Origin of the sequence: Collinsella sp. AF37-9 (assembly GCF_003475115.1) — a bacterium.
Classification (GTDB): domain Bacteria; phylum Actinomycetota; class Coriobacteriia; order Coriobacteriales; family Coriobacteriaceae; genus Collinsella.
Window position 1 is genome coordinate 1 of sequence record NZ_QROQ01000030.1, and the last position, 14,939, is coordinate 14,939.

The window sequence follows — 14,939 nt, forward strand, 5'->3', positions numbered from 1 at the left end:
GGGCCGAGGCCGCCTCGATCAATTTGCGAAAGAATCTTGACGGTACCGTCGCGCTTGAGCGGCACGCGCAAAAGAAGTAGTACGGCTTCGGCCGCCAGCGCGATAAAGACGACGTTGATGCCAAACTCGTAGAGGGCCGAGAGAAACAGCGACCCGCTCGCGATGGCGATGCCATAGCCCGCCGCGCACAGGGGCGGCATGAGCGCGGTCGCCACGGCCACGCCGGCGATGAGCGTGGCGGGTTCCTGGTCGCGCGAGTTGCCCAGTCCGCCCGCAAAGCCGCCCGCGAGCGCGACGGCAAGGTCCCACACAGTCGGTGTCGAGTTGTCGATGATGGCGGCCGTGGTGGTGCCAAGGGGCGAGAGCTTAAAGTACAGCGTGGACGTGATTAGACAAAAGACCATCTGCAGCGCGAGGCCGGCAATTGCCTCGACGGCAATCTCGCGGTCGAGCGTGGCGATGCCGTATGCCATGGCAAGGACCGAGCCCATGAGCGGACAGATGAGCATGGCGCCCACGATGGCAATGTCCGAGTCGATATCGAGGCCGATGCTCGCGATCAACATGGCAATGATCAGGATGCATAAGTGCGAGCCAGTCAGGCGCGCCCCGTTTACAAAGCGCTTGCGAATCACGTGATAGGGCGCGCGTCCCTCGCGTATGTTGAACGCCTGCTTAAGGAAACGGGTGGCATTCTCCATGGCCTCGCTGTGTGCAGGGCGTATACCGTGACGACGATGATGACGCTCGCGCAGCCGCTTGATCTGTTGTTTGTCGAGTTCCATGCTTACCTCGTTTAGCTTCTGAGCCGCTTCTTGCGTCTGTCGTCTTTACTCTACACCGCGTTAGGCGAGGTGTCAGACAAGGTTTGTTGACCTGGAAGTCAGGACAATCGACATGGCTAAAACGCCGTGAGGATCATAAGAGTCAAATAGACAAAAAAGCGCGGGGCCGGTTTGATTCCGACCCCGCGCTCTGCGCTGGTGCGTTGTTGTTCGGCCTACCCCAGCAGGCTCAGACCAACAGAGACAAACGCCAGGATAACGCCGACGATGGACTCGCCGCCGAGCAGACCGCTGGCGACGACCAGGCCCTGCTCCTGGAAGGCGGCATCCTTGGAGGCCTTCTCCTCGTCCGAAAGACCGGCAGCGGCGTCGCGGCGTGCGGCCCACTTGTCGTAGGCGAGCTTGGCGCAGGAGCCCAAGAAGGCCGTGAGCGACATGTAGAACGGCAGGTACACGCCCAGGCCGATCATCATGGCCGGAATGCCGAGCCAGTACATGACGATGCCGGCGATAAAGCCGCCTGCGAACCACGGCACGCTCGGGATGCCCGAGACCATGGTGGCGACGACGCTTGCCTGCGCGGCCACAAAGCTCTTGTCGGGGCCGAAAGCATCCGGACCATAGGCGGTGACAAGCGCGACCATGACGGCAGCGGCGACCAGGGCGCCCACGATGCCGCCGATGGCCTGGCCGATCCACTGCGCACGCGGATTGGTGCCCAGCACGGCGCCGGCCTTAAAGTCGTTCATGACGTCGCCCGCAAGGCCGCATGCCACGGCCACGATGCCGGCGATAAAGAACAGCTTGACCTGGGCGATCTGTGCGAAGGCAGCCACGATGAGCATGACGATGAGGCCGAAGATCTCCATGGGGTCGATGCCCGTCTGGCCGCAGCTCTGCGCGCTCATGATGGTGGTGACAAAGGTGAACAGCGTGACGATGACGGCCGGGACGGGGCCAAGGTCGAGCGCGATGGCGACGATCACGGCGATGGCGGCAGTACCCAGGCCGATGATGCCGGCGTCGAGCTTAAGCGAGCCCGAGATGAGCGACTGCTCGTCGGTGTCGCTGGAGCTGTCGGCGGCGAGGCCGCGGGCGATGCCGGCGACCTGCGGCAGGATGTCCTTGAGGACGACGGCGACGCCAAAGCCCATCATGAGACCCATGCCGAGCGATTTGACGATGCCCTGCGCAGTCACAACGTCGAATAGACCGGCAGCGGTGCCGCCCACGATGATGCCAAAGTTACCTAGCAGCGCGCCGGCAAACCAGAAGGCAACCGGGGCGAAGCCAACCAAAAAGCCGATGGAGAGCAGCATGGGCGAGTTATAGATGGCAAAGGTCACGCCGGGGATATTGAGCGTGCACAGCATGCTGGGCACCACGCCCAGAGCGTCGCGAAGCACGCTGTAGATGCCTGCGATGGCCATGGAGCCAAAGAGCTGCTTGCCGGTCTTGCCGCCGGCCTCGGTGGCGCGCAGTGTCTGAGCTGCGGCATTGCCGGTGGGAAACTCCAGCGCGGCGTCCACGATAAAGTGGCGGTGGATGAGCGCGGTGGCCAGCAGGCCCAAGATGGTGCCGGCGAGTGCCACGATAAACATGTCGAGCCAGCTGATCTGGTCGGCATAGCCCAGCATCCAGGCGCCCGGGATGGTAAACGCCAGTCCGCCGGCGACCATGGCGCCCGCGGACATGATGGTGTGGGTGACGTTGGCCTCGTTGAGGCTGGCGTTGCCCATGAGCTTCAGGAAGAACAGCGAGATGACGGCAGCGAAAATGATCGGCCAGGGGAGCGCACCCATCTTGAGGGCGGTATAGGCCGAGCTCGCCGTGATGATCACGCAGCCAAGGACGCCGATGACGACGCCACGCAGCGTGAGTTGCCCGCGCATCGAGGTGCGGTTTGAGGGATTGCTCATATTGAACTCCTTTGCGTATATCCGCTTCCCCCGGGAGCGCCGCTACGGATACGGCGCGGGAAGTCGGGTTACCAAGGGCCGCCGCGTGAGCTCGCGCGCGACCGCGCACCAGTATAGCCGCAAGCCAGTTAATTTGGGACGGGGCTTTTTTAGCTGCCCCAGGCTCGGCCGAAGGATGATTATTTTGGGACGGGGATTTAAAAATCATTAGGTACACAATGATTTTTAAATCCCCGTCCCAAAATAATCATCGGGATATACTGCTGGGCAGACGAAAGGAGCGCCGACGATGCTTAATGGGTGCGCATATATATTGACGGTCGACGTGGGCAACACGTTCATTCGCTTTGGCCTGTTTGCAGAGGATTCGGCCGCGGCGCAGGAATGTCCGCTTGCGACGTGCGAGATCACCACGCCGGCCCGTATTACAGCCGACGAGGCGCGTATGCGTCTCGTGCAGGTCATGGGCGCGCTCGCTGCCGATGCAGGTGTGCCCGGGGTGCTCGCACCCGCCGCGGCCGTGCTGAGCTGCGTGGTCCCGGCTCTCGAGCGCCCGTGGAAGGCGGCACTTTCCCGTACCTGCACGGGGCGCGTGCTCACGGTGGGGCCGGGACTTAAGACCGGCATGCCCGTGCACTACGACGATCCGGCCGAGATCGGCCCCGACCGCATCGCCGATGCTGTGGCGGCCCGCGCCGTCTACGGCTCGCCATGCATCGTGATCGACCTGGGCACCACGACCAATATCGAGGTCATCGACGCGCGCGGCGCCTTTGTCGGTGGCGTTATCGCGCCGGGGCTGGCGCTCGGTGCCCGTTCGCTTTCGGCGGCAGCAGCGCGCCTACCCCAGGTTGAGCCCTCGGCGCCGACACACGTCATCGGACGCAACACGCGCGAGGCCATGCGCTCGGGCGTGGTTTTGGGCGAGGTGGCCCGCATCGACGGCATGCTCGACATGGTGCTTGCCGAGATGCGTGCGACCAAGGCCGCGGGGGAGGGCGATGTGCCCATCGTCATTACCGGCGACGATGCCGAGGCACTTGCGGCCCTGGTCGGCCATAGCCTGACGGTCGATGACGCGTTGACGCTGCGGGGTCTCGCCGAGCTCTACCACATCAACCAAAAGCCCCGCCGCGTGTAAAAGTGAGGGCGCCGGTGGGATAAACGCCCCCACCTTTCACCTGCTACAATAGGTCAAACTATTGCGATTTCGGAGGTGTCTGCCATGTCGGACGATCTTCATCAAACCGCGTCGGGCAAGCGCCGCGACGTTATTTGCTGGGATGAGTTCTTTATGAGTGTGGCTATCGCCGCGCAGCGCCGCAGCAAGGACCCCAACACGCAGGTGGGCGCGTGCATTGCCAGCACCAACCACCGCATTCTTTCGGTGGGCTACAACGGTACGCCCTCGGCGCTCAACGACGACTTTTTCCCGTGGGGCACAAGCGACGACCCGTTGCAGGATAAGCACAACTACGTGGTACATGCCGAGGCAAACGCCGTGCTCAACTACCGCGGCTCGCTCAAAGACCTCGAGGGTTCCACGGTCTACGTCACGCTATTCCCGTGCCACGACTGTGCCAAGATCCTGGCGCAGGTAGGTGTAGGCGAGGTTGTCTACCTGGACAACAAGTATGCCGATACCGACGACGGCCGTATCAGCCGCCGCATTCTCGACTCCTGCGGCATCAGCTACCGCCAGGTTATCGTCGATGTCCAGATTGGTACCGGGGGACAGGCTCGGCAGTAGCGCATGGCAACGCCAGCTGGCAACAAAAGGCAGCTAAAAGAGCCCCGTCCCAAATTGACTGCTCGTGAAAGTCGCGTCTGCGCGCATGGACGGCTCGTGAGCGGGTACATGGCTGTAGTAACATAGCTTCTGTCCGCGGGCGCGCCCGCGTTATTGTGAGAAAGGAGCCCCTGTGGCTGTTAACGAAGAGCTGCTTAAGAAGGTTCTTGAAGAGATTCGCCCCAACCTGCAGGCCGACGGCGGCGATATGGAGTATGTGGGCGTCGACGACGAGGGCGTCGTCAAGCTGGAACTGCAGGGCTCCTGCGCCGGCTGCCCCATGAGCTCGTTGACCCTGTCCATGGGCATCGAGCGCATCCTGAAGGAGCATGTGCCCGGCGTTACCCGTGTCGAGCAGGTCAATGCTTCCGGTGAGGCCGACGACCTGTACGACGAGTACGCGCCGTTCTAAGATGCAAAGGCTGCGGACGACATACTCCGCATAGACGTTACGTCCAAATATGCGGCTGCGAGCGCAAGGCCCGCGGCCGCATTTGTATGTAGGGAGTAGGAGGGTCGACATGCTCAACGACTTCTACCATATGCTTGATCCCGTCGCGATTTCGGCGGGGCCCATCACGATTTACTGGTATGGTCTGGCCTATGTGGTCGGCGCCCTGCTCACGGCGGTCGTCATGTACCGCACGCAGCGTCGCTGGGGTTTCGACATTACGATTGACGACCTGACGAGTGTCGTGGTCGGCGTGGTCTTTGGCCTCATTATCGGTGCGCGCCTGTTCTACGTCGTCTTTTACGGTGATGGCTACTATTGGACCCACCCGCTCGAGATCTTTGCCACTAACGAGGGCGGCATGAGCTTCCATGGCGGCTTGGTGGGCGGCATTATCGGCGGCATCATCGTGTGCCGCATGTATAAGCTCGACGCATGGACTTTGGCAGACCTTGCCGTCATAGGCGCGCCGCTGGCCTTGTGCCTAGGCCGTTGTGCCAACTTTGTCAACGGCGAGCTGTGGGGCAAGCCGACCGACCTGCCTTGGGGTGTTGTCTTTGGCGGCACCGCGGGCGATATGCCGCGTCATCCCTCCCAGCTCTATGAGGCATTTCTTGAGGGCATCGTGCTCTTTTGCATTCTGCAGGTGCTCAGCCGCAAAAAGCCGCTGCTGCCCCAGGGCACGTTTATGGGCGTGTTCGTGATGGGGTACGGCATCGTCCGCTTTCTCGTTGAGTTCGTGCGCGTGCCCGATGCCCAGCTGGGCTATCTGCTGGGCGGCGTCATCACCATGGGCCAGCTGCTGAGTTTGCCGCTCGTGATCGCCGGTCTGGCGCTCATCATCTTTGCCCGACACCGCGATCGGCCCCAGCGCATCTACCTGGATGCCTAACCACCAAAACCACCAAAAGGGGACAGGCGCCTTTGTGGTGGTTCGCTGGGCAACGATGACAAAACCGTAACGTTTTCCCAGATAAAACCTGCCAAAATAAACCTGTCCCTTTTTGGCAGGTTTCTAGAAAGGCTTTCGGACTGTGAAGGATTCCGACCTCTCCACAACGGCTGCGCGTGACGCTGCCCGCATCGTTTGGTTTAAGCGCTACCCCGCCAAGCAGACGCTCATCGCATTTTTGCTCGCGCTGTTGGCGACCACGGCGTTTTCCATCGATCCCGCCCCGGTGTCGAGCAATGCAGTCTTGGCGATTGACCCCAAGGCGACGGGTGCACTGTACGTGTGCTACGAGGTACTCCTCTCGTTTGCCGGCCATACCGACGCGGTCATGCTGCTTGCGCTTGCCTGTCTGCTCACGCTGCCGTTTCGCTACGTATTCTTTGGCCGCGGCGACGCCTGGCGTCCCTCGGTGGTCCTTCCGTCGCTGTTCTTTGCCGTCTGTATGGTGTTTGGCCGCAGCTACGACCTCACCGATTCGGCCGAGATCGTGCTCGGCGACAAGGCCCGCATCATCTGCGCCTGGATCGGCGGTGTGGGCTGGATGCTCTTGGCGGTCGTTGCCTTCTACCTTGCCTTTGAGTGTCTAGATTGGCTGAGCTCTCGGCGCATTCCGTTTTCCGAAGCGCACTTTGGCCGCGTATGGCGTGTGGCTCACGCCGCGCTCTCGGTCCATCCCTTTGCCGGGCCCTTCCTGGTGCTTATGATCGCCTGGGCGCCCACGCTCATCGCTTCGCTGCCCGGCCTTTTTATGGGAGATACGGGTGCGCAGATTCGCCAGTGGTTCAACTACCCCAACGGTACGAGTGACTACCTGCGTCTGCTCAATCCCAATGTGTTGCTCAACGGACATCACCCCGTGGTGCACACGGCTATCATCGGTTCGTGCGTCCAGCTGGGGCTTTCACTGTTCAACAGCGCCAACGCAGGTCTTGCCATCTACACCTGCACTCAGTTCGTCATTACGGCCGCCTGCATGGCCTATTCCATCTCGTCGCTGCGCAAGCTGGGCGTGAGCCTGCCGGTCCGCGGCGTGATCTTGCTGTTCTTTGTGTTCATGCCCATGTTCTCCAACTACGCGGCCCTGCTTACCAAAGATGTGCTGTTTGCCGACGCGTTTTTGGTTTTGCTCGTGCAGACCGTCAAGCTCGTTGCCTGTGGCCTGCCCCGTCGCGATGCCAATGCCGAGCGTGCGGGCGATCCCAGGCCCGTGCTCTTTGCGCGCCATGACTGGCTGCTGCTCGCTCTGGGCGCCATGGGTTCCACGTTTCTGCGCAACGGCGGCCTGGTGTTTCCCCTGGCGACATGCGTAATCGCGGCGGCGTTTTGCGCATGGGACGTGCATATGGCCCATCGTGCAGGCAAGCAGGCTGGTGCTGCGCCTTCGGGCGCCATCCCGCGTTTCCGCTGGGTGGGAGTTCTTGCGGTGCTTGCACTCTGCCTTGCCTCTAATATGTACTTCACTAAGGTCTTTATGCCGGCGCACGACATCACGCCTGGTTCCAAGCGCGAAATCCTCTCGATTCCGTTCCAGCAGACGGCTCGTTTCGTCCAAAAGCACGACGGCCTCAACTCGGGCGTCAACCCCACGGTTAAGGAGGACGGCACCATCGTGGAGGCTCCTTGCGACGGCTTGGTGACCGATGAAGAGCGTTCCGTGATCGACCGGATACTCAAGTACGACAATCTGGGCCACCGTTACGACCCGGATAAGTCGGACGCCGTCAAAAATTGCTTTAACGAGTACGCCTCGCAGGAGGACATCAAGGCCTATTTTGAGGTGTGGGCCCATATGTTCAAAAAGGATCCCGAGTGCTATATCTCGGCGCTCATCAATAACTACTACGGCTACTTTTATCCGAGTGCCCGCGATGCGTGGGTCTACAGCACGGCGCGCAGTGCCGAGATTATGGCACGCCCCGATAATCTCAAGTACTTCGACTTCCATCCGGTCGATAGCAAGGTCGTGCGCTGGTGCGACCACCTGAGCAACCTGTATCGCGTGGCAGTACAACGCGTCCCGTTTATCTCGCTCACCATGAGCTCGGCCACCTATGTGTGGATCATGATCGCCGTGGTGGTCTATCTGTTACGTCGTCATTCGTGGCGCGGGCTGGCCATTTGGGTGCCGCTGCTGGGCGTGCTCGCCGTGTGCCTGATCGGTCCCTGCAACGGCTCGACCTACATGCGCTATCTGTATCCGGTCATCGTCTGCATGCCCTTTGCCATCGGCGCCACCATCACCCGCAGCGACCTCCTCTGGTCCTAATGTGGTGCAAAGGGGATAGGTTACTTGGCACCAAGGGGTTGCATCATCACGACGCCTTCATTTTGGGGTTTATCTCGCAGACCAGTAGGTATATCATAACGACGTTTGTTTATATTGCCCCGGCATCTGCGCTGGGCTTTAGGTCGAAACCGATAGGAGACACGTATGTCCGGACACTCTAAGTGGGCCACAACCAAGCATCGTAAGGGCGCGCAGGACGCCAAGCGTTCCGCCCTCTTCTCCAAGCTGAGCCGCAACATCACCGTTGCTGCCCGTCTCGGCGGCGACCCGCTGCCCGAGAACAACGCCAGTCTTGCTGCTGCCGTTGCCAAGGCCAAGGCTCAGTCTATGCCTAAGGACAAGATCAAGTCCGCTATCGACAAGGCTTTTGGTTCGGGTGCCGATGCCGCCGTCTACGAGAACATCGTGTACGAGGGCTATGGTCCCGCCGGCGTTGCCGTCTACGTCGACTGCCTGACCGACAACCGCAACCGTACTGCCGCCGATGTCCGTTCCGCCTTCTCCCACGCTGGTGGCAACCTGGGCACCTCCGGCTCCGTCGCCTTCCAGTTTGAGCGCAAGGGCCAGATCGTCGTCGCCAAGGAGATCCTAGACGAGAACGCCAAGAAGGAGACCATGATCGCCAACGGTGCTGCCGGTGACGAGGATGAGTTCATGATGGCAATCGCCGAGGCCGGTGGCGAGGACTACGAGGACGCCGGCGAGGAGTGGATCGTCTGGACCGCTGCTAACGACGTCATGGCTGTCTCCAAGGCACTCGAGGAGCAGGGCGTCCAGGTCAAGGGTTCCGAGACCACCATGGTTCCGACCACCCCGACCGAGGTCTCCGGTACCGACGCCAAGAAGGTTCAGCGCCTCATCGACCGTCTCGAGGAGCTCGACGACGTCCAGGATGTTTACAGCACCATGGATATGACCGACGAGGTCATCGCTGCCCTCGAGGAGGAGTAGCACCCGCGCGGGTTAAGCCGCGCATATCTGGGCATAATGAAGCGAGCATGCAAGCCTCGTGGAATAGATGAGCCGGATCCGCGTGCGTAGAGCACCGGACCCGGCTCTTTTATAATGATGCGAATCGTTTTGCATTCTGTGGACCGAGACCCGAAAGGAGTGCCGCATGCGCGTGCTCAAACGAGCCCTAGCAATCGTGTACCTTGCCGCCGCCATCGTGGCGCTGGGCACGCTTGTCTGCCAGTTCTGGGGACCGTATACGTATCGCTTTATGCTGCTATTGCGTGACACCATGCCTCGCGTCGTCGTTACGGTGTGCGCCGCCATCGTGGCGCTTGGCGTGCTCATTGGGTTTTTCCGCTTGATGTTCGCGCGTCGCGAGCCGTCCTGCGTGCATCCGGCGGGGGAGCGCAATATCGAGGTCACGCTCGCAGCGCTTTCCTCGTGCGCCCGCGCCGCGGCGGAGTGCGATGATCGTGTGATGGTTGAGCATATCGAGGCACGCGTTCAAGGCTCCGACGAGTCGCGCGTTCGTTTTAAGGTAGAGGCCATCGCGCTCGACGACCGGGACGTGGCCTCCCAAGCTATCGCGATGCAGCAGCGCATCGAGAAGGCCTGCGACACCATGCTCGGCACGCCGGGCACGACCGCGCGCGTCCGTTTTTTGCCGTCCAAGACTACCGTCCAGACCGTGGAGGTTTCCGGTGAGTGATACCAACCAAGACAAGACCGCCCGCACGCCGCGCCTGACGATCGATCAGAACGCTACGCCGGCAGGCGAGTCCGCCGACACCAAGCCCGAGGCCGGCGAGCAGCACGACAGCGCTGCCAACGACTTTGACGAGGCCATGGGTCTCATCAAAGGTACGGGCGCTGCTATCTGGAGCTACGCCGTGCGCCACCCCAACACTACGCTCGGCGCCGTGGCAGGCTTTATCATCGCCGTGCTGGTACTTACGTTGGGCCTGTGGGACACGCTTGTCATCGCATTCTTTGTGCTGATCGGTGCCGTAATCGGCCAGATTCGCGACGGCGAGAACGGTATCGTCAACTTCTTCGGTCGCCTGTTTAGCGGCCGCTAATACGTATTCGACTGTCGCATCCGCGGCAGGCATAAGGAGGAACCATGGCTTTTAACACGAAGGTCGATGTGGCCGATACCGAGCTCGAGGCGAATGAGGCCGTCGTCGATGCCGGGGACGTGACGCTCGAGGACGAGGCACTCGTCGAGGCCGAGTCCGATGCGGACGAGGACAACGAGGAGATGGACGAGGAGGCGGACGAGTCCGAGGACTCGCTGACCTATTCCAACGGCGTGATCGAGAAAATCGTCGCCATGGCCACCCGCGAGGTGCCGCACGTTCTGGGCATGAAGGGCAACCTCATGCACTTTGTGCAGGAGCAGTTTGGTGCCGAGAACCTGACCAAGGGCGTGACGGTCGAGGTCACCGACGACAACCGCGTGGTCGTCAACATCTCGGTCATCATCGAGTACGGCGCCTATGCGCCTGCGATCTTTGACGACGTTAAGGCGCGTGTCACCGAGCGTCTGGCCGCGATGACCGGCCTTGAGGTGGCAGGCGTCAACCTACGCATCGAGGATGTCATCACCCCCGAGGAGTACGAGCACCGCACCAGCCAGCACGAATAACCTTCCAAAAAGGGACAGGTTTGTTTTGGCAGGTTTTATCTGCGTAAACGTCAACGGCCGGGCGCGCATGTAAAAGCGCGACCGGCCGTTTTCTATATGCCCTCGATACGGTCATACCGCTCGTCTAACTAAGGGTTGCAATCTTCGCGTTCCGCGTTACCCTAATGGGCGAATTGTTTCCAAATTGTTAACGAGGGGTTGCCGTAATGGCCGACGAACACGAGACCGAAAGCAAGGCATGGGCGATTGAAGCCGCTGCGGCAGAGGCGGCGTCGCGTGCCGCCGAAGAAGTGCATCGCCCGCCTGTGGTTCCGATGGAGCGCGTGGTCGGTCGCGAGGATATCGAACGTGGCGAGCGCGCCGGCCGCAAGCGCAGCCAGGAGCCAGGCTTTCCGCGCTTTTTTGCCGAGCTCAATCTGGGCCTGATTCTCACGGCGTTCGCCATCGTGGCCTTTAAAACCCCCAATCACTTTGCCTTCGGCGGCACCTCGGGCGTGTCGGTCATTCTTTCCACGCTGTTCCCGACCCTGCCCGTCGGCGTCTTTATGTGGATTATCAACGCGGTCCTGGTCGTTCTGGGCTTTATCTTTTTGGAGCGCAAGGCGATTCTGTGGAGCGTCTTCGCTTCGTTTGCGCTTTCGGCCTACGTCTCGCTGTTTGAGCTCTTCATTCCGACGGATGTTTCGATGACGGGCGATATGTGGCTCGACCTGTGCTTTGCCGTCATCTTGCCGGCGCTCGGCAGCGCTATTGTCTTTGACATCGGCGCCTCGACGGGTGGCACGGACATTCTTGCCATGATCCTCAAACGTCGTACGACGCTCGAGATCGGACGCGCCTTGTTGCTGGTCGATATCGGCATCGTGACCGTCGCGGCTTTCCTGTATGGCCCGCGCGTCGGCCTGTACTGCGTACTTGGCCTGTTTGCCAAGACGCTCGTGGTCGATAAGGCCATCGAGAGCATTCACCTGCGCAAGGTCTGTACGATCATTTGCACCGAACCGCGAAAAGTCGAGGAGTTTATTGTCAAGCATCTCAACCGCACGGCAACGATCAGCCGTGGCTACGGCGCCTTCTCGGGCAAGTGCGTCACGGTGATTATGAGCGTGCTGAGCCGTCGCGAGGCAGTGCAGCTGCGCCGCTATACCCGCGAGATTGACCCTGGCGCCTTCATCACCATCGTCGATAGCTCCGAGATCGTGGGCAAGGGCTTCCGCGGCACGAACTAGCGCGGACGCACCCTTCGAATCATTGAATAAAGCCGCCAACGTTGCAAATCGGCCATCTTGGAGTATTTGTCCCCACATTGGGCGATAATGTTGCCAAAGACATCGTTTGCGATCCAGGTGATTCGCTCTAGATACGAAGGGATGATTTCGATGTTCTGTTCGCAGTGTGGCGCCCCCATGGGCGATAACGACAAGTTCTGTGGCGCGTGCGGCGCTCCTAATGCCGGTGCCGCAGCCTCTGCCCCTCAGGGTCAGCCCCAGCAGTTTGTTCCGCAACCGCCCGTGGCGAATGCGTCCAAGGGCTGTGTGGCTCAGGCGTTTGAGGATATGACCAAGACTCCGGGCGTGCTGCAGCGCGTGTGCCAGATTGCCTTTTTACCGGCGCTGATTTGTGTTGTGTCGGTACTCGTGCTGTTTATTCCCGTTATTGGCGGCATTGCGGCTGCCATCGGCTTTTTGGCAGCTTGCATTGCGAGCGTGTGTGGTTCCGGCTTTGGTATTGAGTGGGGTCGAGATCTGTCGCTCAAGGTTGATGACGGTATGGATCGTCCACTCATGCGTTCCACGTCGTTTGGCCTCGGAGTCTTTTCGAGCGTTATCTCGGTCGTGCTCGAGGTTATCGCTGCCATTCCCGTTATCGGTGTAGTGCTTTCGCTGGTGGAGAGCGTGGTAATTGGCGCCGCGGGCTCGTATTCGTATTACGGCTCCTATGCACTCGAGGCGGCGCTGTTTGGCTCGCTTGGCCTGCTTGTCCTGGCTATGATTGCCACGGCGGTCTTGGGGGTCTTCTTTAAGATGTTCGCCGACATTGCCGTGATGCACTTTGCGGTGACCGGTCGTGTCGAGAGCGCGTTTTCGCTCGATAAGGTCTGGGCGGCCTTTAAGCACAACAAGACCAAACTGTTCTGCGCTTCGTTCCTTCCCGAGTTTTTGACGGGCCTGGTCGCCAACGTTGTCACCTGGATCCTGACGTTCGTCTTTGGCACCATTGCCTCTGTCGGTATGTATAGCTACTACTACCGTCCTTCGGCTATTGAGGCGCTTGTTACCGGCGGTGGCATCACGCTCGTATTGTTCTTGGTGCTGACGGCGTTTGTCACGGTATTCCTCACGGTCTTTGGCAAGATGCTCAAGCACCGTGCCGTTGGCTATTGGGTTGCGCGCTACGCAAGCGAGTGGGCCGACGAGGACAAGGACGACGTCCTGACTTTTGTGCTGCCGTTTGAGAAGAAGTCTGCTCCGGCTGGTTTTAGCGCTCCGGATGCTTCGCCGGTACCTGCGCCCGAGCCCGAGCCCGCGCCCGAGTCTGCGCCTGAGCCTGCACCCGAGCCGGCGCCTGTGCCTGAGCCGGCACCCGCACCTGCGCCTGCAACGTCGCCCGCGCCGACGTCTGCCCCGGCACCGGCCCCCGCGCCCGAGGCGACGCCTGCAGAACCCGATTGGAATGCCGTTGCCACGCCGGCGGATGAGCCGGGCGATAATCCTGCTGCCGAAAACAATCAAACCGAATAGTCGGTCGAGGCGCCCTGGGCAACTGAGCCCGGGGTGCCTTTTTCTACCGCGGAAGCAAGAAAATACCTGGGAAAATGGTTGCAGCAAAAAATCTCGGAAATTGGTCAATGTTGCGCAACAACGTCGCGGCTATTGTTGAGAACATAGACGTGTAAGGTTTGAAGGCGTGCAACGCCTTAGGAAAAGGAGAAGCTTATGTTCTGTCCCACTTGTGGTTCTCCCATTTCGGATGATGCCAAATTCTGCCCTGTCTGCGGTTCTGCCATCGGTGCCGCTTCCGCTACTCCTGCTCCGCAGCCCGCACCTCAGCCCCAGCCTGCTCCGCAGCCCACGCAGATTCAGCCCACTCCGGTTCAGGCAGTTCAGCCCCAGCCTCAGCAGCAGTACACCGGGCAGCAGCAGTACGCCGGCCAGCAGCAGTATGCTCAGCAGCCTGCGCCTGCCCCGATGGGCTATGCTCCGATTAAGACCGACCGTGGCGTGATCGGTTGGCTCCTGCTTTCCATCGTGACCTGCGGCATCTATTCGTATTACTTCCTCTATTGCCTTGCCCGCGACATCAATGTCATGTGCCAGGATGACGGCGATTCCACGCCGGGTCTGGCAGCATTCATCTTGCTGTCGTTCGTGACCTGCGGCTTCTACGGACTCTACTGGTACTACAAGATTGGTAACCGCCTGCAGGCTAATGCCCCTCGCTATGGCCTGATGTTCCAGGAGAACGGCACCACCGTTCTTATGTGGCAGATTGTCGGCGCGCTGCTGTGCGGCCTTGGCCCCATCTTTGCCATGAACATCATCATCAAGAACACCAATGCCATGGCAACGGCTTACAACGCCCGTCTTGGCGCTCGTGCCTAACGACAAGAGCGGCGTGAACGGCTCTCAGGGACATAAGGGCGCGGCGGAGCTCATTCGCCGCGCCCTTTCTTGCATCGGCGCGCTCTTTGTCGCCTGGCTCGCACTTTACCTGCTCGATATCGGCTGCGTGTTTCGCCTGATGACGGGCATTCCCTGTCCGGGATGTGGCATGACGAGGGCCTGGCTGGCGGCGCTGCGCCTCGATTTTTCGGCGGCCTTTGCCTACCATCCGCTGTTTTGGGTGGTGCCGATTGCGTTTGCGCTCGCGTTCGTGCGCGAGGAGGTGGCATCGAGCAAGCTAAAGCGTGGCATCGACATTGCGGTTATTGTTCTGTGTGTGCTGGTCGTTGCCGTATGGATCGTGCGCCTTATCAACCCGGCAGACGCGGGCCTGCTCTTTGGTGGGCACGCTCCCGCCGGAGTTCCCACCGATATCATCCACCTCGAAACCCCACGCTGGCTCACCATCCTTCGCTCTTACCTGTCGTGACGGAGGACGCGCTAGAAAAGCGGTCGACACATAAGCGGGGGGGGACGTTGAGATAACGTTCG

15 protein-coding genes are annotated in these 14,939 nt (G+C 60.7%); 13 read left to right on the forward strand and 2 right to left on the reverse strand.

The features are described from left to right. The coding region (locus DW024_RS08450; RefSeq protein ID WP_147352073.1) for a DUF389 domain-containing protein at window positions 1–785 on the reverse strand (785 nt) is incomplete at its 3' end. A gap of 215 nt (window positions 786–1,000) precedes the next feature. Then, window positions 1,001–2,704, reverse strand: coding sequence for an OPT/YSL family transporter (locus DW024_RS08455; RefSeq protein ID WP_118377466.1), 1,704 nt, complete (start codon window positions 2,702–2,704; stop codon window positions 1,001–1,003). A gap of 289 nt (window positions 2,705–2,993) precedes the next feature. Between DW024_RS08455 and DW024_RS08460 the strand changes: the two genes are divergently transcribed. From DW024_RS08460 to DW024_RS08520, 13 genes are all read left to right on the forward strand, one after another. After that, window positions 2,994–3,845, forward strand: a complete 852-nt coding sequence (locus DW024_RS08460; RefSeq protein ID WP_118377467.1) for a type III pantothenate kinase — start codon at window positions 2,994–2,996, stop codon at window positions 3,843–3,845. 84 nt (window positions 3,846–3,929) lie between these two features. Then, a complete protein-coding gene (locus tag DW024_RS08465) occupies window positions 3,930–4,454 on the forward strand; it encodes a dCMP deaminase family protein (protein ID WP_118377468.1) in 525 nt (174 codons plus the stop codon). 172 nt (window positions 4,455–4,626) lie between these two features. Continuing rightward, complete coding sequence (locus DW024_RS08470) at window positions 4,627–4,905, forward strand: NifU family protein (protein WP_118377469.1); 279 nt, start codon at window positions 4,627–4,629, stop codon at window positions 4,903–4,905. Between the two features lie 109 nt (window positions 4,906–5,014). Then, on the forward strand, window positions 5,015–5,836 hold the full coding sequence (gene lgt, locus DW024_RS08475) for a prolipoprotein diacylglyceryl transferase (RefSeq protein ID WP_118377470.1): 822 nt from the start codon (window positions 5,015–5,017) through the stop codon (window positions 5,834–5,836). Between the two features lie 142 nt (window positions 5,837–5,978). Then, window positions 5,979–8,162 carry a DUF6020 family protein gene (locus tag DW024_RS08480; RefSeq protein WP_233541360.1) on the forward strand — a complete coding sequence of 728 codons (2,184 nt, stop codon included), beginning with the start codon at window positions 5,979–5,981 and terminating at the stop codon, window positions 8,160–8,162. 165 nt (window positions 8,163–8,327) lie between these two features. Continuing rightward, on the forward strand, window positions 8,328–9,134 hold the full coding sequence (locus tag DW024_RS08485) for a YebC/PmpR family DNA-binding transcriptional regulator (RefSeq protein ID WP_055251993.1): 807 nt from the start codon (window positions 8,328–8,330) through the stop codon (window positions 9,132–9,134). A 166-nt stretch (window positions 9,135–9,300) separates the two neighbouring features. Beyond that, window positions 9,301–9,846, forward strand: a complete 546-nt coding sequence (locus DW024_RS08490; RefSeq protein ID WP_117843147.1) for a hypothetical protein — start codon at window positions 9,301–9,303, stop codon at window positions 9,844–9,846. Next, window positions 9,839–10,216, forward strand: a complete 378-nt coding sequence (locus tag DW024_RS10295; protein WP_233541361.1) for a DUF2273 domain-containing protein — start codon at window positions 9,839–9,841, stop codon at window positions 10,214–10,216. The genes DW024_RS08490 and DW024_RS10295 overlap by 8 nt, the downstream gene beginning before the upstream one ends. A 44-nt stretch (window positions 10,217–10,260) precedes the next feature. Next, window positions 10,261–10,785 carry an Asp23/Gls24 family envelope stress response protein gene (locus DW024_RS08500; protein WP_118377471.1) on the forward strand — a complete coding sequence of 175 codons (525 nt, stop codon included), beginning with the start codon at window positions 10,261–10,263 and terminating at the stop codon, window positions 10,783–10,785. A gap of 206 nt (window positions 10,786–10,991) precedes the next feature. Beyond that, entirely contained in the window at window positions 10,992–12,014 is a 1,023-nt protein-coding gene (locus tag DW024_RS08505; protein ID WP_118377472.1) for a YitT family protein, read from the forward strand. A 150-nt stretch (window positions 12,015–12,164) separates the two neighbouring features. Then, window positions 12,165–13,526: a zinc-ribbon domain-containing protein gene (locus DW024_RS08510; protein WP_158572190.1), complete on the forward strand. Its 1,362-nt coding sequence runs from the start codon at window positions 12,165–12,167 to the stop codon at window positions 13,524–13,526. A gap of 195 nt (window positions 13,527–13,721) precedes the next feature. Then, a complete protein-coding gene (locus DW024_RS08515) occupies window positions 13,722–14,387 on the forward strand; it encodes a DUF4234 domain-containing protein (protein ID WP_118377480.1) in 666 nt (221 codons plus the stop codon). A gap of 13 nt (window positions 14,388–14,400) precedes the next feature. After that, window positions 14,401–14,877, forward strand: a complete 477-nt coding sequence (locus DW024_RS08520) for a DUF2752 domain-containing protein (RefSeq protein WP_233541362.1) — start codon at window positions 14,401–14,403, stop codon at window positions 14,875–14,877. Window positions 14,878–14,939 lie beyond the last annotated feature (62 nt).